Origin of the sequence: Imperialibacter sp., assembly GCF_040222815.1 — a bacterium.
Taxonomy (GTDB): domain Bacteria; phylum Bacteroidota; class Bacteroidia; order Cytophagales; family Cyclobacteriaceae; genus Imperialibacter.
This window is the reverse complement of record NZ_JAVKCH010000015.1, coordinates 541,661-562,134: the sequence shown is the minus strand read 5'-3', so window position 1 is coordinate 562,134 and position 20,474 is coordinate 541,661. Positions and strand designations below refer to the sequence as shown.

The window sequence follows — 20,474 nt, the reverse complement described above, 5'->3', positions numbered from 1 at the left end:
TACAAAAATGGAAGCAAAGAAAAACCCCCGGGCAGATGTACAGCGCCGTTACGGCCTGCACCTGTCCATTGGATTTATGGTGGCCCTGGCGCTGGTAGTCACGGCTTTTGAGTGGCGCACGGCGTATGAGCCGCCGATTACTGTCGCAGAAATTGCCGCACAGGTGATTGAGGTTGTGGATGTGCCTCTGACAAAAGTTCCGGATCCACCTAAGCCAAAGGTTGTTATGCCTGAGATCAAAGAAGTTGATAATGAAATTGATGTTCCGGAAGTTGAGCTGATTATTGACCCGGTTGAAGTGGAAGAGATCGACCTCTCTGAACTAATGCCGGAGCCGATCGATGAGGTTGCCCCAGAGTTTGTAGACTATGCCGAGGTAATGCCCGATCCGGTAGGGGGCATGGCTGACTTCATGGCATTCCTTGGCAAGAATATCAGGTACCCAAAAAGCGGCATCAGAAACGATATTCAGGGGAAGGTCTATGTTCAGTTCATTGTAGATGAGCAGGGCAACCTGACGGACTTAAAGGTGATTAAGGGCATCAACGAAGACTTCGATAGCGAGTCGCTGAGGGTGCTTTCCAAAGCGCCTGCGTGGAAGCCCGGCAGGCAAGGTGGCCGTCCCGTCAAAGTAAGGATGGTGCTGCCAATTATTTACAAGCTTCATTAAAGAACATAAGAAAGGCTGGAAACCCCAGCCTTTCTTATTACGGTCAAGTGCCGCTCCATTTAATCGTACAGCCAATGGCCTTGGTGAAGGTTACAGGGACTTTTCTGCTGGCTATCAGCGCATCTACGGCATCTTCTACATACTTTTTATCCGCCTTATTCGAATCTTGGTGGTTGTTGTCAATGGCACCGATATAAGCGACCCTCAACTTGCCACTTTCCTTGTTCAGTAGGAAAACATGTGGTGTTCGGGCAGCACCGTAAGCACGGGCAATTTCCTGGGTTTCATCAAGCAGGTAAGGGAAGCTGAAACCTTTCTTTTTGCTATTGGCCTGCATCGCTTCAAACGAATCGCCGGGTGACAGCGAGCCGTCGTTGGGTTGAATGGCAATGACAGGATAGCCAGCCCCCTTGTATTTTTTGTCAAGAGCAATGATCCTTTGCTCATACAACTTGGCATAGGGGCAAGTATTGCAAGTAAAAACCACAATAAAGCCTTTAGCCTCTTTGTAGTCTGACAGGCTTACTGAGGCACCATCCACATTTTTAAGCTGAAAGTCCCTGGCTATATCTCCTACCTCGTATCCCCCATCAAAAGGTGCGGCACTGACCTGAACAATGGCCAGCAACACTATCAAACTGATTGTCTTTTTCATTGTAAGTAGGGTTTAGTTTATAAAAGCTTCAATAACCTCAGACAGTTCCCCTTCCTTAAACGTCTTTTCATAGAACTGCTTTTTGCCGGTTTTTGAGTTCACAATGAGTGTCGCCGGAATGGCCCCCGACCACGAAGGAGAGACCTTATCTATAAACGAATTATAGTCGGTTTCGTCCAGCACTAGCACTCTTGAGCGAAGGTCATTTTTATCAATGAACTTTTGCACCTTCTTTTCAACATCCTTGCCAAAGTCAAAGCTGACCAGAGTAACGGAAACTCCTTTGTCTCTGAATTGGGTGTTAGCAGCTTCAAAATAGCCTATTTCTTCTACACAAGGTTTACACCAGGTAGCCCAAAAGTTAATGACTTTGACTCCATCCTCTTTCGCATTTATAATGGCGTCCAACTGCGGATACTTGATTACCTCTACTTCTTGAGCAATGGTTGCACCGGCACCGAATAGAAAAAATAACAAAACTACTGTGCGTCGCATACCCCAATTTACGAATTATATGTCAGTAATGTTTTTGTCAACGAGGCGATTAGGGTGTAAATCCCACAGATATCCACATTTAGCAAGAGTTATCCACACCCGCCTACTGCCTTTGTCGCAAGAGTTTGATTATCAATGGAATATAAAAGAACTCCAAATGGAAACCCCGTGGATAAGTCCGCCCGTTTTCCACAAATGTGGTTACTCCTCCTGGTTTTGGCGGATGAGCTTGCTGCGGTAGGCGCTGAAAATGCTGGATTTAGAGACGAAGCCGATGTACTTTCCGTCATCGATCACAGGAAGATTCCATGCCTGCGAAATCTCAAACTTGTTCATCACGCTTTGCATTTTTTCATTGGAAGACACAAACGCCGGTGGTGGCGTCATCCAGGTTCTTACAATGATGCTTTTTCGGGCTTCTTCGTTGAACATGATCTCTCTCACATCGTCCAAAGTGATGATTCCCTCAAGCTCACCAAGATCATTTACCACAGGGAAAATATTGCGTCTCGACTTCCTGACTAACTTCACGAGGTCATCCAGCGTGGCATTTGGGTGAATGGTTAAAAGATCGGTTTCTACTATTTTCTCAAGCAGTATCTGGCTAAGTACCAGCCTGTCCTTGTCGTTGGGTATCAGGTCGCCCTTCTCCACAAGGTGCTTGGTGTAAATGGAATACTTTTCGAAGTAGGAAATAGTGCTGTATGATATAGCGGAGACCAGCATCAATGGAACGAACAATGTATACCCGCTTGTGATTTCGGCGATAAGGAAGATGGCAGTAAGGGGCGCATGTAACACGCCGCTCATAACGCCGCACATGCCCACTAGTGTAAAATTGCTCAGGCTGAGGTTGGTAAATGGAAATACCTGCGTAATGGTGCGGGCGTAAAAGTAGCCAGTAACCCCACCCAGGAAGAGGGAAGGAGCGAAGATACCACCGCTGCCGCCAGCGCCAATAGTGGTGGCCGAGGCGATTGGCTTGAGGAGCATGACCGCAAACAAGAAGAAGATGATGATAAGCCCGTTCTCTCTGAGGCCATAAAATAAGCTCCTCTGGAGCACTTCATCTTCGTTTCCATTGAGAAGCGACTTAATAGTTTCATAGCCCTCACCATATATTGGAGGAAGAATCAGAATGATAAGCGCAAGGGCGGCACCACCCATAAGCGCCCTGTTAAAGTCATTGTTAATGCCGGACAACTTGCCCTCAACAAAATAGGTGAGTCGGGTAAAGTATAAGGAGACTAAACCGCATGCGACACCAAGCAAAATGTAGTAGGGGGTATCGGCCGCCGTAAAGGAGTCTTTTAACTGAAATGAGAAAAGAATGTCGTTTCCCAACAGCGTTTTTGACACGAGAGAGCCGGTTACCGAGGCAATCAAAATCGGAATGAACAACGAAATGGTGACGTCGGCCAGGATTACTTCGATGGCGAATATAACGCCAGCAACAGGCGAGTTGAATATAGCCGAGATGGCACCAGCTGTTCCGCACCCTATTAAAAGCGTCCTCTTTTTGTAGTTGAGATGAACAAGCTGGGCAATATTGGAGCCGATGGCCGAGCCTGTGACCACTATAGGAGCCTCCAGCCCCACAGAACCACCAAAGCCAACAGTAATGGCACTGGTGATCATGCGGGAGTACATTTTCGACCTTTTGATGATACTCGAATTTTTGGATATCGAGTAGAGGACGTGGGTAATACCGTGGCCGAGCTTCTCTTTGAGGACGTATTTGGAAATGACCAGCGTGATAACAATTCCAATCAACGGATACACCAGATAAGAGAAATTGATATCATACAGATAAAAATTTCTCTCAAGCAGTCGTTGAATGAAATGAACGCTGCTCTTCAACACCACCGCAGCAATCCCTGCAATGGCCCCGACAATCCCCGCCAGGATCAGAATGAAGTTCTTATCGCTGATGTTTCTGAGCCTCCAAATGAGAAATTTCAGAAGCACATCATTTCCTCTCATATCGTCAAATGTACTACAAAATATAAGAGATGTTGACCTTCGATATCACTTACTTCGCTTGTTCCGCCATCTGCTTGAAGTGAATGTCGTAGAAACGATAGTGAACATAAAACTTATTGCTCGACAAAATCTTCAGGATATAACTCCATAGGATTTCATAAGGAATCACTTCCAGGTCAACCTTGATCTCACAAGGGATTTTTGTCCTCTTCAGTTTCGAGAAGTATACCTTGCCTCTGTCTTTGATGGCATCGTGACTAAACTCATTTTCAGTTACCATAGAAATCAACCTGATGAAGATGCTGTTCCTGTAGTTTGTTCTCTTGTCCAAATGCTCGGAGTTGTATTTCTCAAGCTCTTGAAGCACGGCCTTGAGCTTGATTACTTCCGCATCTCTCAACAGATATAAGAATTGAATAACCAATGTGCCGACGGCGTAGTTATTCATGTCTTTGGAGTAGTCAGGCACTTTGTTAAGGAACTCCTCGAGGTCAAAGCCCCATTTGAGTAGCTTTTCGTCGTTGACGAAAACAAGGAAGGCTCTGTAGATCAGCCAGCGATTTTTGTCCACCTCGTCAAGATGCACGTAGTTCTTGTTGGTTCTGATGGCTCTGAAAGCTTTTCCGGCGTCTTTGTACATCTCCCCTTTCATTAGTAGCAGGAAGTAGTACTCCATGAAATCAAACCACTCAGGGCTGCCGTTTTTGAAGAGGCTGAGTGCCTTGGTGGCATACGCCTTTCCGTTCTCAACATCCCCCGTGTTGTAGAAGCAATAGATTTTTATCAGAGAAATTTGATTTTTGCTCAAATCAACCTCCACCTCATGGTTGTGCTTGTTGAGGTACTTTTTCTCTATTTCGGTACAAATGGTGAGGTTCTCTTTGAACTTCCAGGTAAGCTGGTTGTACAGCAACTTTAGCTTGTACGACAGCACGTCAAGTCGATTGCTTTTAAGCTGCTTGGCAGCCTCTTCTATTTGCTTGATAGTCTTCGGAATAGCATCAATAACCCGCTGCTGGGCACTTACCGACTTATTGATGTTAACCAGCGTACTAAAGTAAAGCTCCTCGCACTGCCGGGTTATTTTGAGTGTGTTGGTAACCACATCAATTTCGGCCTGAGTTTCAAGGTAGGGCGTAAGCTTTCCCATGTGCGCATATTCGTTCCTCAGAATAATGAGCGCTTCGATTTTTATCTCGTGGAATTCAAACTCGGTAGTGGCCCTTACTAATTGAGGGATAAGCCGAATGCCAATTTCTGAAGATCCCTCCATGAAAAGAATCTTCGTTTGATGCAGCGTATGAAGACATTCGTAGGACATCTTGTTGTGCAACGTGTAGATGTCCTTGTCGTAGTCGAGAAAGTAAAGATGATTGAGAAGCCGCTGTTTTAACTTTGTCTTGGCGTTTCTGTAATTTCTGTTGCCAGGATCAGTGTCAAACATTTTGGTGGCTGCATCATCATCGTTGAGAAACTCTCCTGTTATAATCCCCTCATAAAGTTGATTGTCTTTTGAGATTTCCTTCTTTCGAAAATTCTGGTTAACGAGCTGTATGCTTCGCTGACCTTTCTTTTTTGCAATTTCAATGAGCTTAACTAGTTCTTCCATTATAATGTGCTAATACGTAAAGAGTACAATTTGTGAAAACAATAGAGTATACTGATTCAAGTGTCGAATTTTACCCCAAAGCAGCTAAATAGCCATAGGACAAACCCTTCTAGAGATTAAATTAAATAAATTATAACGGATTCAAGGGTTTTATGCTAAGAATTAATTTACAGGGGGTTTGGTAAATGGGAGAATGGATATCCCAACATGGTTTTCTGCCAACTATCGGATGACCTGAACACATGGAATAGAGAAACAGCATATTGGAAAAGTACAAAAAATAAATGTTAACAATTATTGTCAGAAATGTAACAGCAAAACTTGAGATAAGGCTATATTTGCCCCCCAAATAAATAGCACGGTGTTGACTGATAAATTTAAAATTAGATTTGAGTGCGTTAAGGCGCCAAAACCATTTGTTGGTTTAAACGGATATGAGCAGGGCTCGGTTTACCAGGGAAGAAAGTATAATGGAATGTACGAAATTTCCGTGAAATGGGGAAACGGTGAACAGACCAAACTTATTGAACGTAAACTCTTTAGTGAGTTTTTTCAAGAGATAGATGTAAATGAAGATAACAAGGATAAAAGAAACATGTCTTTATGTGTCTGACCTAGAGGCTACCCGGAAGTTCTATCACGAATGTCTGAGCCTGCCGGTCATCGCAATGGTGCCCGGCCGTCATGTTTTTTTTGAGGTGGGCGACACAGTGTTGCTTTGTTTCGATGCATCGGCCACACGCAATGAAAAGGTGTTGCCGCCACATTATGCGGAGGGCAAGCAACACATTGCATTTGAAGTGCCAGCGCCGACCTATGACGGATGGAAGGCTGCACTGCTAAAAAAGGGTGTCGAAATAACGCACGAGCAGAAGTGGAAAGAAGGGATTTACTCTTTCTACTTTGAAGACCCCGACGGGCATGTGATAGAGATTGTGCCCCCAGGGCTTTGGTAGGGACACTAGTTGCTCTGGAGCACGCCCAGCGCTTCTTCTACGAAATCAAAGGTGGTAAGAACATCTGGCTTGCCATCAACAATGGCTACATCATGCTCGTAATGGGCCGAGGGTCTGTTGTCGGCAGTAATAATTGTCCAGCCGTCTCTCAGCTGCTTTACCCTTCTTGTTCCCATGTTGATCATGGGTTCGATGGCTATTACGAGACCTTCTTTGATTTTTGGTCCACTGCCTCTTCTTCCGTAATTGGGCACTTCGGGAGACTCATGCATTTTCTTGCCCAGGCCATGCCCTACAAGCTCCCTCACCACGCCATAACCATTGGCTTCGGCATGCGCTTGAATAGCAAAACTAATGTCACCAATTCTGTTGGAGGCCGTGGCCTGCTCAATGCCCAATGTGAGGCATTCTTTGGTCACCCTAAGAAGCTTTTTGATTTCGTCTGACACCTCTCCCACCATAAAAGTATAGGCCTGATCCCCGTAGTAGCCATTTTTTAGTACCCCGCAGTCAATCGAGATGATATCGCCTTCCGCTAGTGGCTTGCCTGATGGAATGCCATGCACAACCTGCTCGTTGAGCGACATGCACAAGGAGTTAGGAAAATCGTAAAGCCCAAGAAACCCCGGAATAGCTCCGTGATCCCTGATAAATTCTTCTGCAAGCTTGTCGAGATGCAGAGGTGTGACACCCGGTTGTACTTCTTTTGCCAGCATACCCAGTGTGCGTGAAACTAGCTGGGCACTTATCCTCATTAGCTCAATTTCCTCTGCGGTCTTGTATTGAATCATATAAATCAGAATCTCTCAGTAATCAATATGGTGCCGGATATAGGCCCCGCCTTTCAAAAAGACCACAAAGATAAGCTAAATAATCCTCAAAAGGTAGCTCAACTCGTTGTGCCGGGGCAAAACAAAAAAGGCGACCTTGTGGCCGCCTTTTCAATTAAATAGAATTTTTTATATGATGCCTTCCAGCACATCTTTGATAGGCACTCTTTGTCCATCTTTGAAAGACACAATCCAGGCATCCTTCACGCCCATTTCTCTCAAATACTTTTTGAATGCATCGGCTTCATAGTAGTCTTTGAAAACGCCCAGTGTGTACTTGTTCACGTCACCATCTGTTTCCGCACTGAAGTTCTCATTGTCTTTGGCAAACTTGGTGAGATCCTTGTTTTTGAAGGCGCCCACCTGCACTTTGAACACAACACCAACATTGGCGTTGATACCGGCAGGCGTCGCAGGTGCAGCATTGGCATCCTGAAGTTGTTTTCTCGTTGCTGACAAGTCGGAGCGAAGAGAGCTGATGGTTTCCTGATACTCGCTAATCTGAGAATCTTTGTCGGCCAGTTTGCTGTCAAAGTCAGCTGTTTGATTCTTTAATGTACTTACCTGGCTCTTCAGCGACTGGTTTTCCTCTAATAGCGTTTTATATTGTTCTGGCTCCAGGGACTTAGTCCTTTTCTTCCATTCCTTTTTTTCTTTCTTCGACATCTGTGCCTGAGTAGGCAGGGCTACAGCAAGACCAAAGATAATTGGTAAAAATTTGAAGAGTTTTTTCATCTTAAATTGAAATTTTAATATAACTCGTTAGCAATGTACAAAAATATGTTTGATAATGTCAAATTTCAATTTGCACTATTTCAAGCTGCCAACCATATTTTTAGGCACTACCCACTCATCGAATTGTTCATTGGTAAGAAGTCCTAGCTCAATAGCGGCCTGCCGGAGGGTGGTTCCTTCCTTGTGCGCCTTCTTGGCGATTTTAGCTGCATTTTCATACCCAATATGCGTATTCAGCGCTGTTACGAGCATTAATGACTTTTCCAGCTTGTCTTTTATTTCAGGATGATTAGGCTCGATGCCAATGGCGCAATGGTCGTTGAAAGACTCGCAGGCATCGCCTAAAAGGCGGGCTGATTGAAGAAAATTCGCAATCATAACCGGCTTGAATACATTCAGTTCAAAATGGCCGTTCATGCCTCCTACGGTAATGGCTGCGTCATTACCAATGGCTTGAGCGCATACCATCGTCAGTGCTTCACACTGAGTAGGATTCACTTTGCCAGGCATGATGGACGAGCCGGGTTCGTTTTCAGGGATGAGAATTTCCCCGATACCACTGCGGGGGCCTGAGGAAAGCATCCGGATGTCGTTGGCAATTTTCATCAGACTCACAGCGAGCTGCTTGAGTGCGCCCGACGATTCAACGATGGCATCGTGAGCAGCCAGTGACTCAAACTTGTTTTCGGCTGTAACAAAAGGATGGCCTGATATAGCAGCGATTTTTTTCGCCACCAGCACGTCGTATCCTTTTGGGGTATTGAGGCCTGTGCCCACCGCAGTGCCACCAAGAGCCAGCTCCGATAAATGAGGAAGGGTGTTTTTCAGTGCCTTGAGTGCATGATCCAGCTGCGACACATAACCAGAAAACTCCTGACCAAGCGTAAGCGGGGTAGCGTCCATAAAATGCGTCCGGCCAATTTTTACCACATCTTTAAAGGTGGCTGCCTTGGCAGCGAGTGTATCCCGCAGTTTCTGAACTTTGGGAATCGTGACCTCAACCACCATTTTGTAGCCGGCAATGTGCATGGCGGTGGGGAAGGTGTCGTTGGACGACTGCGACTTATTGACGTCGTCGTTGGGGTGGATGATTTTCTTTTCGTCGAGCAGCTTGCCACCGTTAATAACGTGCGCCCTGTTGGCCACCACTTCATTCACATTCATGTTCGACTGGGTGCCTGAGCCGGTTTGCCAGATCACCAGCGGAAACTGATCATCTAATTTCCCTTCCAGCACCTCGTCACAAGCCTTGGAAATGAGGTCGAGCTTGTCTTTTGGCAATACGCCAAGTTCATTGTTGGCCTGAGCAGCAGCTTTTTTGAGTACGGCAAACGCCCTGATTATTTCAATAGGCATACGGGCACTGTCTCCGCCGATTTTGAAATTGTCTCTTGATCGTTGTGTCTGAGCGCCCCAATATTTTTCAGCAGGCACCTCCACCGGGCCCATTGTATCTTTCTCTATTCTTATACTCATTGTACTGTTAGTTAATTCTGAGGGCTAAATTAGTAAAAACCAAGCCGAATTGACACCTATTTTCTTATAGCTACGCTATTATATGTGGCAGGAGATGCAAAGAGAATCGCTTTCAGGTTTTTACGCTTTGTGAATAGATTTTTGGCAAGAGTAAAATAACTTGCAACGTTCTCTCCCGGAATAGGGTCAACAGCATATAATGAGCAGGCAATGAAGAGTAAAATGAGGAACTGTTTTTTGGGAGTGTTTTTTTTAATCTCCTGTGTTTCGTGCTTTGAAAAGGGCCCTGACCCAACACTGGTGAGATTTTTTGACCAGAAGGGGTTTGTTGAAAACATTGGGAAGAATTTGATCATTCCGTCTTACAAGGACCTGACTGAAAAGAGCATGGCCCTCGACACGGCCCTGGATCGCTTGATCAAACAGCCCACCAAGAACAACTTGCTTATGGCAAGGCAAAGCCTCAAAGAAGCGTGGCTATCGTGGCAGTATTGCCTGCCGTTTGAGTTTGGCCCTTCAGAACTGCGTGACCTGGGGGCAGATATAAACTCATTTCCCGCTGATATTTCCCAAATTGAAGCTAACCTGGATAGCTCGAATATCGACTTAAATCTTCCGGAAAACAGCCATGCCAAGGGATTTCCTGCCCTTGACTACCTGCTCAATAACAAGTTCGTTACAGATGAAAAATTGCTTTCAACGATTGCAAGCAAAACGACTTTAAACGGCTATCTGCTTGGTGTTGCCGGTCAGATTTCGCTGGCATCAAATTTAGTTTATCGCTCCTGGGATCCGGCCATAGGGGGTGTTTACTACGTCTTTTTTGCTGACGACGACGCCCTGGGAGTGAAAGAAGGAAGTTCTGTTTCCGATCTCGTCAACGGTCTTGCTAAAAGCCTTGAGCTGACAGTGACCAAAGCCAAAGTAGGTATTCCAATGGGCGACTATAGCGGTGGCTTGGCTGCCCCTGAAGCAACAGAGGCCTACTACGGGGGCTATTCTCTTGAGCTGCTCAAAGCAAACATCGAGGCATATCGATTGATTTTTACCGGGACTTCGAGAAATGGAGTAGATGGATTGGGCTTTGATGAATACCTCAACATCAAAGGGGCTAAGCTTTCTGCCTCCGACCAGCCGCTGTCCGAGGCTGTGGCTTCAGGCCTTGGCTCTGTTTCTTCCACTCTACAGTCAATGACTGACCCACTCTCAAATCAAATAGAGAGCAACCTGCCGACTGTGCAACAACTCAACAATCAGTTGATCGGATTGTCTTATCTGATCAAGAAAGAAATGGCTCCTGCTTTAAGAGTGGAGATTACTTACTGACCGCCATCCAAAGACAGCAGTTTTTCTGTATATTTTCCTATTTCTTTATTTGTATTAAATCTAAATAAAGATAATTTTGCCATTGTTTATAATTAATCTAAATAATTCAAAACAATGAGATTGCACGAAAGATTCAGGGTACTGTTGCTGCTGGGGTCATTTGGATTGCTGAGTGGATGCGGAAACGACGATGATGCGGAGGCACAAATCGCTGAGGTGCCGACAGCATATACATTTGAGCGGAACGGGCTCAGCACGGTAGATTATAGCGGGCAGACCGACAGGTTGAACATGGTGGCTGAGATAAAGGCATATATTTCAAAAGGCGACAAGGGTGAGGCGGTTGAAGCAAGCGTACTGAATGATATGTTTGCTAACACAAATTCACCTTTCCTGTCAGCTGAGCTGAATGCGTCATCCAAGAAGCTGGAGGACAAAACATTTGTTTCGGAGGTGCAAAATATAAAAGAGCTTTTTGAAGCGACAGAAGTGGCAAGCTCCGATGTGGCAGCCAACGGCACAGTGGCCGGCGAGGGAGTTGCTGGCAGACTGCAAAGAGGCACAACAGACAGCTATATTCTAGTAAATGAGCTGGGGTGGGAATTCACTCAGTTTGTAGAAAAGGGACTTATGGGTTCTACTTTTTATAACCAGATATTTAACGCTTACCTCACCGATGCCAAAGTGGGCGATGGTGTTGACAATGAGGCGCTGGTAGATGGGAAAAACTACACTGCTATGGAGCACCATTGGGACGAAGCCTTTGGTTATTTCGGCGTGCCCGTCGACTTTCCTGCAGGTGAACCTGTTCTGGAAGCCAGTGAAAGGAGATTTTGGGGCCATTACACCAACAATATGGATGCGCTGCTGGGCACTAACGCTTTGCTGATGAATGCCTACCTGAAGGGACGAACCGCTATTGTAAACAAAGATTATGTTACAAGGGATCAACAACGTGAAATTATTTATGCTGGTCATGAGCTGGTAACTGCCGCCGTTACAGTTCACTACATCAACCAAGCTATTGGAAATTTCAATGATGGAGACATCGGCAACGCCTTCCATCATCTTTCTGAAGCATACCAGTTTGTAAAGGCGATCCAGTACAGTCCAAAAAAGAAGCTAACACAGGCACAGATCAACGACATACTCACATCCAACTTGGGTGAAGGAGGGGATTTCTGGAAGGCCACAGTGGCAGGGCTGAACGAAGCCAGGAATACGCTGGTCACTACTTATCAAGAACTCGAACCTGTAAAGGATCAACTCTAAGTGAGATTGGGAGAATATAAAAAATGGGCACCTGTTGTTCTGATGCTGGCAGGCATGATGGTTACATCCTGCGGAGAAGATGACAACGGCCCGAATGCCGGAGATAATTTTGACCAGAAAGGGTTCCTGGAGCATGTGGGAAGCTCCTTAATAGTGCCTGCCTACCAGGAGTTGGAGCAGAAGAGCGGTATACTTCGTGACAAGATCTCGTCCTTCATCGCATCGCCTGAAAGCAGCACACTTGAGGAGGCTAAAACAGCATTGTTTGAAGCGAGAATAGCCTGGCAATATTGTAGCCCTTATCAATTTGGGCCTGCCGAGGAGAGTGGGCTGGTTTCAAACCTGAATATTTTTCCGGCGGATAGGTCAAAAATTGAGCGGAACATAGAAAACGGCAGCTACAACCTTGGCACTTTGGCTAATAACGATGCCAAGGGCTTTGCTGCATTGGAGTATTTGCTTTATGGGAAGGACGTCACGTCCGGGGAAGTGATTCAGGGCTTTGCAGATCAACCACAACGGGCAACCTACCTGCAGAACGTAGCTGAGCTGATTATTGCTACCGCCGCCGAAGTGTATACTGCCTGGTCACCTGACGGTGGTAATTACCTGGGGGAGTTTACCAGCGACGGTGCCCTGGGTGCCGATGCGGGCAGTTCACTGGGCAAGCTGGTGAATGCGCTCAATTTGAGTTTTGAGAGAAATACGAGAGATGCCAAGATTGGCATTCCGGCTGGTATTAGGTCGCTGGGTATTACCATTCCCGAAGCAACTGAAGCATATTATGCCGGCTATTCGCTGGAGCTGGCCCTCGCAAATGTGGACGCTTACAAAAAGTTGTTCCTGGGGCAAACAAGAGAGGGCGTGAAGGGGCTGGGTTTCGACGATTACCTGAAGGCAAGAAAGGCGGCGACAACCTCGGGATCGGAGCTGCCACTCGACGAAGCCATCAATGCGCAGTTTGATGCGGTGCTTGGGTTCATAGATCAGATTGAAAATCCGCTGGATGAGCAGATTAGAACGGATAACAGTCGTGTGCAGCAGGTTTTTGCACAGATGCAGCAGCTAGCCGTACTTCTCAAGACAGACATGGCGTCGGCCCTTGGCGTGGTGATTTCCTATCAGGACAACGATGGAGACTGACATATGAAACCCTGGGTTGGCAATATATTTTCAGGCAAAGTGCCGATAGCCCCCTTGGTGGTTTTCCGAATAGTGTTTGGCGGGATGATGGCCATCAGCACCATAAGGTTTATGCTAAAGGGGTGGGTGGCCGAATTGTATATCCAACCCAGGGTCTTTTTCCCCTTTTATGGATTTGAGTGGGTAAAACCACTTTCGGGTATTGGCATGTACTTCGTCTTCGGACTTGTGCTTGTTACTTCCCTGATGGTGATGGTGGGCTGGCGTTACCGGTTGGCAGCGGCGCTTTTTTTTCTGTCGTTTACCTACATAGAGCTGATCGACAAAACCAACTACCTGAATCACTACTACTTTGTCAGCCTTGTCAGCTTTCTCATGATTTTTATGCCGGCGGGCCGGCACTTCTCTGTTGATGCCTGGCGCAAGCCTTCATCAACAAAGCTAATTGTTCCGGTATGGTCTGTTAACCTGCTGAAATTCCAGCTGGCAGTAGTATATGTGTTTGCAGGCATTGCCAAACTCAACGGCGACTGGCTTTTGCAGGCCATGCCATTGAAGATATGGCTGCCAGCCAAATCGCACCTTCCTCTGATTGGCCCCTTGCTCGAAGAAGAATGGGTGGCCTATGCCATGAGCTGGGGCGGTGCGGCTTACGACCTTTTCATCGTTTTTTTTCTGCTTAACTCACGCACCCGGCCTGTTGCCTATTTTTTTGTGATCTTTTTCCATGCCCTTACGGCCCTGCTGTTTCCGGCCATTGGCATGTTTCCGTTTATTATGATTCTGAGCACACTGATCTTCTTTCCACCTGCATTTCATGAAAACGTGCTGAACAAGATTTCCCGGATATTCCGCATAAAATGGCCCTCTGAAGGAAGTGAAAGGCAGGACAATTACCGTTTGGCGCCAGTTTACAAGTGGTTTATGGTAACCTTTGTTTGCTGGCAACTTCTTATGCCCTGGAGGTATTTGTTGTACCCTGCACCGCTCTTTTGGAGAGAAGAGGGCTATCGCTTCAGCTGGCGGGTGATGCTGATGGAAAAGGCGGGGTATGTCTCCTTTCACGTTAATGACCCCGCCACTGGTCGCATGGGTCAGATAGCCAACCACGACTACCTGACCCCGCAGCAGGAAAAAATGGTGGCCACTCAGCCGGATATGATCCTGCAATTTGCCCATTTCCTGGCCGTTGAGCTGAAGAACCAGGGCCTGACCGACCCCGAAATCCGGGCTGAGTCGTGGGTGACACTCAACGGGCGACGCAGCCGTCCATTTGTTGACCCAACTGTTAACCTGGTGCATCAACAAGAATCGTTTCTTCCAAAAACCTGGATACTTCCCGCCGAATGAAAAATAGCCTCATCATTTTGTTGATAGCATTGCTCCCGACGGCAAGCGTTGTGGCGCAGCAGACCGTGCAAGGCCGGGTAGAGGACATAGCAGGTTCGTCGCTGCCTGGTGTCAGGGTTTTTGTGGAGGGTTCACCACTTTTTACCCTTTCCGACATCAATGGGTATTTTTCGTTGTCAGGGGTGCCGTCTGGAACCCGGGAGCTGACTGCCTACCTCTATGGCTATGAAACGCTGAGGTACAGATTAAAAGAACCGGTGGTGTCGCCCATTTTGCTGCGGCTGAATGAGCTCGAGAAGGAACTGAATGAGTTGGTGATCGATGGATCATCAGATGAAATCTTCAGCATGAAAACGCTGAGGGGTGTGGAAGGGACCAGCATCTACGAAGCCAAGAAAACAGAGGTTATCCAGCTGGGAGAGATAGTGGCAAATAAAGCGGCTAACAATGCCCGGCAGATATTTAGCCGAATCCCCGGGGCAAATGTGTGGGAAAGCGATTGTGCCGGGTTGCAAATAGGCGTAGCCACGAGGGGCCTTAGCCCAAACCGGAACTCGAATTTTAATACCCGACAGAATGGATACGACATAGCGGCAGATGCGCTCGGCTACCCCGAAAGCTACTATTCGCCAGCTATTCAGGCTGTGGATCGTATAGAGATTGTGAGAGGCGCAGCGTCGCTGCAATATGGAACCCAATTCGGTGGACTGGTCAATTTCGTGATGAAAAAAGGGCCAACGGATCGCAAGCTTGCCGTCGAAACGGAACAGACATACAACAGCCTGGGCTTTTACAACAGCTTTTTGTCGGCTGGCGGGCAGGTTGGCAAGCTTAATTACTATGCCTATAACCGAACCGCCTCGGGTCAATGCTGGCGCTGCAATTCTGCTTTCAATTCTACTACCACCTACGGAAGGATGACCTACCAGCTGTCGGCCAGCACCTCGCTGGAAGCGGACTACACGCATTTGTACTACCTTGCCCAACAGCCGGGTGGCCTCACCGACAATGAATTTTATGCCGACCCCAGACAATCGAAGAGAGAGCGCAACTGGTTCAAGGTGAACTGGAACCTCATGTCTGCACAGCTCAATCATTCATTTACCTCGACCCTGCGGCTCAACTCCAGGTTTTTCGGACTTGTGGCAGGCAGGGAGGCCCTGGGTAACCTGGGCCGGATCGACCGACCAGACGATGAGACACAAAACAGGGACTTTTTAAGCGATGCTTTTCGAAATTTCGGCAACGAAACCCGCCTGATCTGGAATTATAAAGTAGGCAGACAGTACTCGGCGCTACTCGTGGGGGGAAGAATATACAATGGATTTACAGTTAGGCAGCAGGGTTGGGGGCCGTCGGGAAAAGAAGCAGATTTCACCTACCTGAACCCCGAGCAACTGGAGGGATCAGATTTTGACCTGCCCAGCTTCAACACCGCTGCATTTGCAGAAAATATTTTTACCCTCACGGATAAATTCAGCGTCACTCCGGGCTTACGGCTCGAACACATCCGGACAGGTGCAAACGGTTATTACAGGGACACAAGAACAGATCTTGCAGGCAATGTGATTTATGATTCGACCGTGTATGAAGATAAGACCAACGAAAGAACTTTCCTCTTTGGCGGGATTGGCCTGAGCCTTAAGCCTTCGCCACAACTTGAGCTTTATGGCAACTTTTCTCAAAACTACCGGGCAATTAACTTCAATGATATCAGGGTCAATAATCCCTCGCTCTCGGTCGACGAAGACCTGACGGATGAAACGGGCTACAACGTAGATATCGGAGCCAGAGGGGTGTGGGGGCAGCTGATGAGCTACGACATAAGTGGCTTTTACCTGGGCTATAATAATAGAATAGGTACTGTGCTACGCACAGAGCCCGACCCTCGATTCAATAACCTGATTAACAGAACCTTTCGGTACCGAACCAACATTGCAGATGCTGGTATTGTCGGGCTTGAGTCACTGGTTGAGCTGAATATCCACAAACTAATAGCTCCGGCGCAGGACAAATGGCAGCTTGCTTTCTTTAATAATCTGGCGATTATCCGCTCGGAGTACCTGCAAAGTGGAGAGCCTGGAATTGAAGGCAACCAGGTGGAGCTGGTTCCCAGAGTGAGCTACCGTACTGGGGTTACCTACAGAGGAGGGCCCCTGCAGTTGTCGGTGCAGTACACCTACCTTTCCCAGCAGTTTTCCGACGCTTCCAATGCCGACAGTACCCCCCCTGTGCCCACGGCGGTCGAAGGCATCATTCCAGCCTACTTTGTCGCCGATTTTTCAGCCAGATATGCCCTCAGCAAAATCTACTTTGAATCAGGAATAAATAACCTGACTAACAATATGTACTTTACCCGCAGAGCCGCCGGGTATCCGGGTCCCGGGATTATCCCCTCCGATGGTCGCAGTTTTTACTTTTCTGTGGGCATTAAGCTTTGAGCATTTTGCTCACCACATCCCAAATAACTACGCCGAGGCTAACCGTGATATTGAGCGAGTGTTTGGTGCCGAATTGAGGAATTTCAATAGCGGCATCCGCCAAAGCCACTGCCTCGTCTGACACTCCGAACACCTCGTGCCCGAAAACGAAGGCATATTTTTCGTTAGTGGCTGGTTGGAAGTCGTGCAGAAAGATTTTTTCGTCAGTTTGCTCGACCACAAAAACTTTATATTTCTCTTTTTTCAGCGATTGGATAGCTTCGGTTGTTGTTGGGAAATACTTCCATTCAACGGTATCAGTCGACCCCAGGGCCGTCTTATGAATCTCTCTGTGAGGGGGTGTTGCCGTAATGCCACAAAGCAGTATTTTTTCCACTGCGAAAGCATCTCCCGTTCTGAAAGCAGCACCTACATTGTGCATGCTTCTAACGTTGTCGAGCACCACAGCTATCGGAAATTTTTTAGTAGTTTTGAAGTCATCTACTGACAGCCGATTGAGTTCGTCGTTACTGATTTTTCTCATGAAGAAATATTTTTTCAGGGAAAAGATGTCCCCGGCGTATCGGCAAAAGTAAACTTTTTCAGGAAAGAGCGCATGGCCAAAAAAGCGAGTACAAATGAGGTAGCGGAAACTCCGCTGATGAAGCAATACAATGCCATCAAAGCGAAATACCCCGGTGCACTTTTACTTTTCAGAGTAGGCGATTTCTACGAGACCTTTCGTGAAGACGCCGTAACAGCCAGCCAAATCCTCGACATTGTGCTTACCAAACGGGCCAATGGCTCGGCCTCTCATATTGAGCTCGCCGGGTTCCCTCACCATTCCCTCGATAACTATTTGCCCAAGCTGGTAAGAGCTGGACACAGAGTGGCCATTTGTGACCAGCTGGAAGACCCGAAAATGGTGAAGGGCATCGTGAAGCGGGGCGTGACCGAGCTGGTAACACCCGGGCTTTCGTTTAACGACAACGTGCTTGACCGCCGGAGCAATAACTTTCTGGCTTCATTGTACTTTGATAAAGAGAAAGCGGGAGTAGCGTTTCTTGACCTCTCCACCGGCGAATTTATGGCCTCGGAAGGTACACACTTGCAGGTAGAAAAGTTGATGCAGGGCTTCGACCCCTCTGAGGTGATTTACCCCAAAAACCAAAAAGCGATTTTCAAAGAAAAGTACAGAGATTACAATACCACGTTTGCGCTGGACGAATGGGTGTATGGCCCTGACTATTCTTTCGAGAAGCTCACCAAACACCTTAAAACCAAAAACCTGAAAGGCTTTGGTATCGATGGCCTGGCGCTGGCTGTTTCCGCTGCGGGAGCAGTGCTGCAATACCTGGAGGACACCGAGCACAGAGAAGTCAGTCATATTTCCTCTATCAGTAGGATTGAAGATGAGAAGTTTGTGTGGCTCGACAAGTTCACCATTCGCAACCTGGAGCTGATCAACCCACAGCAGCCCGATGGTGTGGCGCTGTTTCATGTAATGGATCAAACGCTGACGCCCATGGGAGCCAGGCTTTTGCGAAAGTGGTTGGTGCTGCCTTTGAAAGACAAGAGCGAAATAGAAGCAAGGCTCCAGGTGGTAGAGGAGTTGTATGAAAACGAGGAGCTACAGCAGAAGACAAGGGACATACTGAAGAACATCGGCGATCTGGAAAGGCTGATTTCCAAGGTGGCCGTCGGCCGGGTGAACCCACGGGAGTTTATGCAGCTCAAGAGAGCGCTGAATCATATTGCACCGCTAAAGGAACTGTTGCTGGAATCGGAGTCGCCTTCACTCAAAAGGTTGGGCGACGTGCTTAACCCTTGCGAACTTTTGCTTGAGAAAATAGAAAAGGAGTTAAAAGACGAGCCGCCACTTTCCATCACTCAGGGGCACGTGATAAAAGAAGGTGTACACGAGGAACTGGACGAGCTGCGAAACATTGCCTTTCACGGGAAGGATGTGTTGCTTAAGATCCAGCAACGGGAAATTGAAAACACCGGAATCAGCTCCCTGAAAATAGCCTTTAACAAGGTGTTCGGTTACTACCTGGAGGTGACACATGCGCACAAAGACAAGGTGCCTACCGAGTGGATCCGCAAACAGACACTGGTGAATGCAGAACGCTACATCACACCGGAGCTCAAAGAATACGAAGACAAAATTCTGACGGCCGAGGAAAAAATGTCGGTAATAGAGCAGCGGCTGTACCTGGAGCTGGTGCAGTTTGCCTGCGACTATGTGGAGGCCATTCAGCAGAATGCCCGGGTGCTGGCCCGCATCGACTGCCTGGCATCATTCGCCACCATTTCAAAAAAGAACCGCTACGCCAAACCGGTCATCAGCGACGACCGGATTATCGACATCAAAGAGGGCCGACACCCGGTGATTGAGAGCCAGCTGCCCGTTGGAGAGATTTATGTACCCAACGACGTGTACCTTGACGACCAGTCACAGCAGGTGATGGTGATTACCGGGCCGAACATGGCTGGTAAGTCGGCCCTGCTCAGGCAAACAGCGCTGGTGGTGCTCATGGCACAGATGGGCTGCTTTGTGCCGGCAACTTACGCCCATGTGGGCTTGGTGGATAAAGTTTTCACAAGGGTGGGTGCTTCTGACAACCTGAGCCGGGGCGAATCGACCTTTATGGTGGAGATGACCGAAACAGCCAGCATTCTGAACAACCTGAGTGGTGACAGCCTGATACTGATGGACGAAATTGGCCGGGGTACCAGCACCTACGACGGTATTTCCATTGCCTGGTCGATTGTAGAGTATTTGCACAACCACCCAAAGTTCAAAGCGAAAACGTTGTTTGCTACCCACTACCACGAGCTCAACCAGCTGGCCAACGACTTGCCCAGGGTGAAGAACTTCAATGTGTCGGTAAAAGAGCTGGACAACCGGGTGATCTTCCTGAGAAAGCTACAGGAGGGCGGCAGCCACCACAGCTTTGGTATCCATGTGGCGCAAATGGCCGGCATGCCTAACACTGTAGTGATCCGCTCCAACGAGATCATGCACAACCTGGAGAAAGACAAGATCAGAGATGAAACGGCCGACATATTGGAGTCGATGCCGAAGTCCAACTTTCAGCTGGCGCTGTTCGAGGCCGACCCTAAGTTTGAGAAAGTGCGGGAGCTGCTAGGCAAAATTGACATTAACACTATTTCGCCGGTGGAGGCTTTGCTCAAGCTGAATGAGGTGATAACGACGTTGAAAGGGAAGTAGAGTTCTCAGATTGCCTAAAACACAAAAAAAACGCCGAGCTATAAAACTCGGCGTAATTGCTTGATGATCAAGTACCAGGAGCGGGGATCGAACCCGCACGACCTTTAAGGGTCACAGGATTTTAAGTCCTGCGTGTCTACCAGTTCCACCATCCCGGCGTAAACAAAAAAGTGTGAGCGTTATGTTGACACTCACACTCTTTAGACTTGGAGCGAAAGACGGGATTCGAACCCGCGACCCCGACCTTGGCAAGGTCGTGCTCTACCAACTGAGCTACTTTCGCTTTTAACCCGGCTCCTTTCGGAAACGGATTGCAAAA

17 protein-coding genes and 2 tRNA genes are annotated in these 20,474 nt (G+C 47.6%); 9 read left to right on the top strand and 10 right to left on the bottom strand.

What is annotated here, in order from left to right; translation table 11 throughout:
- Positions 1–7: 7 nt before the first annotated feature.
- The gene (locus tag RIF36_RS06905; protein WP_350078724.1) at positions 8–670 is read left to right on the top strand and encodes an energy transducer TonB; all 663 of its coding nucleotides are present in this window, start codon (positions 8–10) and stop codon (positions 668–670) included.
- A gap of 43 nt (positions 671–713) precedes the next feature.
- On the opposite strand, the gene RIF36_RS06900 is transcribed toward RIF36_RS06905, so the two are convergent.
- The 4 genes from RIF36_RS06900 to RIF36_RS06885 all read right to left on the bottom strand — a co-directional run bounded on the left by RIF36_RS06900 (position 714) and on the right by RIF36_RS06885 (position 5,412).
- Positions 714–1,325: a thioredoxin family protein gene (locus tag RIF36_RS06900; protein WP_350126626.1), complete on the bottom strand. Its 612-nt coding sequence runs from the start codon at positions 1,323–1,325 to the stop codon at positions 714–716.
- 12 nt (positions 1,326–1,337) lie between these two features.
- Entirely contained in the window at positions 1,338–1,820 is a 483-nt protein-coding gene (locus RIF36_RS06895; RefSeq protein WP_350078720.1) for a TlpA disulfide reductase family protein, read from the bottom strand.
- A 201-nt stretch (positions 1,821–2,021) separates the two neighbouring features.
- On the bottom strand, positions 2,022–3,803 hold the full coding sequence (locus tag RIF36_RS06890) for a chloride channel protein (protein WP_350078718.1): 1,782 nt from the start codon (positions 3,801–3,803) through the stop codon (positions 2,022–2,024).
- Between the two features lie 49 nt (positions 3,804–3,852).
- Positions 3,853–5,412 (bottom strand): hypothetical protein, encoded by a 1,560-nt coding sequence (locus RIF36_RS06885; RefSeq protein ID WP_152001595.1) that lies wholly within the window; start codon positions 5,410–5,412, stop codon positions 3,853–3,855.
- A gap of 364 nt (positions 5,413–5,776) precedes the next feature.
- Here RIF36_RS06885 and RIF36_RS06880 point away from each other — a divergent pair, with 364 nt between their 5' ends.
- The gene (locus RIF36_RS06880; protein WP_350078716.1) at positions 5,777–6,025 is read left to right on the top strand and encodes a hypothetical protein; all 249 of its coding nucleotides are present in this window, start codon (positions 5,777–5,779) and stop codon (positions 6,023–6,025) included.
- Complete coding sequence (locus tag RIF36_RS06875; RefSeq protein WP_350078714.1) at positions 6,018–6,368, top strand: VOC family protein; 351 nt, start codon at positions 6,018–6,020, stop codon at positions 6,366–6,368. The genes RIF36_RS06880 and RIF36_RS06875 overlap by 8 nt, the downstream gene beginning before the upstream one ends.
- 5 nt (positions 6,369–6,373) lie before the next feature.
- On the opposite strand, the gene map is transcribed toward RIF36_RS06875, so the two are convergent.
- From map to fumC, 3 genes are all read right to left on the bottom strand, one after another.
- The gene (map, locus tag RIF36_RS06870) at positions 6,374–7,159 is read right to left on the bottom strand and encodes a type I methionyl aminopeptidase (protein ID WP_152001597.1); all 786 of its coding nucleotides are present in this window, start codon (positions 7,157–7,159) and stop codon (positions 6,374–6,376) included.
- Between the two features lie 168 nt (positions 7,160–7,327).
- The gene (locus RIF36_RS06865; protein ID WP_152001598.1) at positions 7,328–7,933 is read right to left on the bottom strand and encodes an Ezrin/radixin/moesin family protein; all 606 of its coding nucleotides are present in this window, start codon (positions 7,931–7,933) and stop codon (positions 7,328–7,330) included.
- A gap of 75 nt (positions 7,934–8,008) precedes the next feature.
- Positions 8,009–9,409, bottom strand: coding sequence for a class II fumarate hydratase (fumC, locus tag RIF36_RS06860; RefSeq protein ID WP_339785541.1), 1,401 nt, complete (start codon positions 9,407–9,409; stop codon positions 8,009–8,011).
- Positions 9,410–9,709: 300 nt separating this feature from the next.
- On the opposite strand from fumC, the gene RIF36_RS06855 reads away from it, so the two are divergent.
- The 5 genes from RIF36_RS06855 to RIF36_RS06835 all read left to right on the top strand — a co-directional run bounded on the left by RIF36_RS06855 (position 9,710) and on the right by RIF36_RS06835 (position 16,941).
- Positions 9,710–10,735: an imelysin family protein gene (locus RIF36_RS06855; RefSeq protein WP_350126620.1), complete on the top strand. Its 1,026-nt coding sequence runs from the start codon at positions 9,710–9,712 to the stop codon at positions 10,733–10,735.
- 114 nt (positions 10,736–10,849) lie between these two features.
- Positions 10,850–12,007 (top strand): DUF4856 domain-containing protein, encoded by a 1,158-nt coding sequence (locus tag RIF36_RS06850; RefSeq protein ID WP_350078709.1) that lies wholly within the window; start codon positions 10,850–10,852, stop codon positions 12,005–12,007.
- A gap of 6 nt (positions 12,008–12,013) precedes the next feature.
- Positions 12,014–13,150 carry an imelysin family protein gene (locus RIF36_RS06845; protein ID WP_350078707.1) on the top strand — a complete coding sequence of 379 codons (1,137 nt, stop codon included), beginning with the start codon at positions 12,014–12,016 and terminating at the stop codon, positions 13,148–13,150.
- A 3-nt stretch (positions 13,151–13,153) separates the two neighbouring features.
- A complete protein-coding gene (locus RIF36_RS06840; protein WP_350078706.1) occupies positions 13,154–14,500 on the top strand; it encodes an HTTM domain-containing protein in 1,347 nt (448 codons plus the stop codon).
- Positions 14,497–16,941 (top strand): TonB-dependent receptor domain-containing protein, encoded by a 2,445-nt coding sequence (locus RIF36_RS06835; RefSeq protein ID WP_350078704.1) that lies wholly within the window; start codon positions 14,497–14,499, stop codon positions 16,939–16,941. The genes RIF36_RS06840 and RIF36_RS06835 overlap by 4 nt, the downstream gene beginning before the upstream one ends.
- Here the strand turns inward: RIF36_RS06835 and RIF36_RS06830 are convergent.
- Entirely contained in the window at positions 16,931–17,464 is a 534-nt protein-coding gene (locus RIF36_RS06830) for an RNA methyltransferase (protein ID WP_350078702.1), read from the bottom strand. The two genes, RIF36_RS06835 and RIF36_RS06830, sit on opposite strands and share 11 nt — an antisense overlap.
- A gap of 72 nt (positions 17,465–17,536) precedes the next feature.
- Between RIF36_RS06830 and mutS the strand changes: the two genes are divergently transcribed.
- Positions 17,537–20,155: a DNA mismatch repair protein MutS gene (mutS, locus tag RIF36_RS06825; protein ID WP_350078700.1), complete on the top strand. Its 2,619-nt coding sequence runs from the start codon at positions 17,537–17,539 to the stop codon at positions 20,153–20,155.
- Between the two features lie 72 nt (positions 20,156–20,227).
- Here mutS and RIF36_RS06820 read toward each other — a convergent pair.
- Both RIF36_RS06820 and RIF36_RS06815 read right to left on the bottom strand, forming a co-directional pair.
- Positions 20,228–20,313, bottom strand: a tRNA-Leu gene (locus RIF36_RS06820).
- A 49-nt stretch (positions 20,314–20,362) separates the two neighbouring features.
- Positions 20,363–20,438: transfer RNA gene (locus RIF36_RS06815), tRNA-Gly, on the bottom strand.
- Positions 20,439–20,474: the final 36 nt, after the last annotated feature.

Bases quoted from the DNA above. Each gene is read 5' to 3' on its own strand.
- RIF36_RS06905 (WP_350078724.1), top strand. From the start codon at position 8: ATGGAAGCAAAGAAAAACCCCCGGGCAGATGTACAGCGCCGTTACGGC.
- RIF36_RS06900 (WP_350126626.1), bottom strand. From the start codon at position 1,325: ATGAAAAAGACAATCAGTTTGATAGTGTTGCTGGCCATTGTTCAGGTC.
- RIF36_RS06895 (WP_350078720.1), bottom strand. From the start codon at position 1,820: ATGCGACGCACAGTAGTTTTGTTATTTTTTCTATTCGGTGCCGGTGCA.
- RIF36_RS06890 (WP_350078718.1), bottom strand. From the start codon at position 3,803: ATGAGAGGAAATGATGTGCTTCTGAAATTTCTCATTTGGAGGCTCAGA.
- RIF36_RS06885 (WP_152001595.1), bottom strand. From the start codon at position 5,412: ATGGAAGAACTAGTTAAGCTCATTGAAATTGCAAAAAAGAAAGGTCAG.
- map (WP_152001597.1), bottom strand. From the start codon at position 7,159: ATGATTCAATACAAGACCGCAGAGGAAATTGAGCTAATGAGGATAAGT.
- RIF36_RS06865 (WP_152001598.1), bottom strand. From the start codon at position 7,933: ATGAAAAAACTCTTCAAATTTTTACCAATTATCTTTGGTCTTGCTGTA.
- fumC (WP_339785541.1), bottom strand. From the start codon at position 9,409: ATGAGTATAAGAATAGAGAAAGATACAATGGGCCCGGTGGAGGTGCCT.
- RIF36_RS06850 (WP_350078709.1), top strand. From the start codon at position 10,850: ATGAGATTGCACGAAAGATTCAGGGTACTGTTGCTGCTGGGGTCATTT.
- RIF36_RS06840 (WP_350078706.1), top strand. From the start codon at position 13,154: ATGAAACCCTGGGTTGGCAATATATTTTCAGGCAAAGTGCCGATAGCC.
- RIF36_RS06835 (WP_350078704.1), top strand. From the start codon at position 14,497: ATGAAAAATAGCCTCATCATTTTGTTGATAGCATTGCTCCCGACGGCA.
- RIF36_RS06830 (WP_350078702.1), bottom strand. From the start codon at position 17,464: ATGAGAAAAATCAGTAACGACGAACTCAATCGGCTGTCAGTAGATGAC.
- mutS (WP_350078700.1), top strand. From the start codon at position 17,537: ATGGCCAAAAAAGCGAGTACAAATGAGGTAGCGGAAACTCCGCTGATG.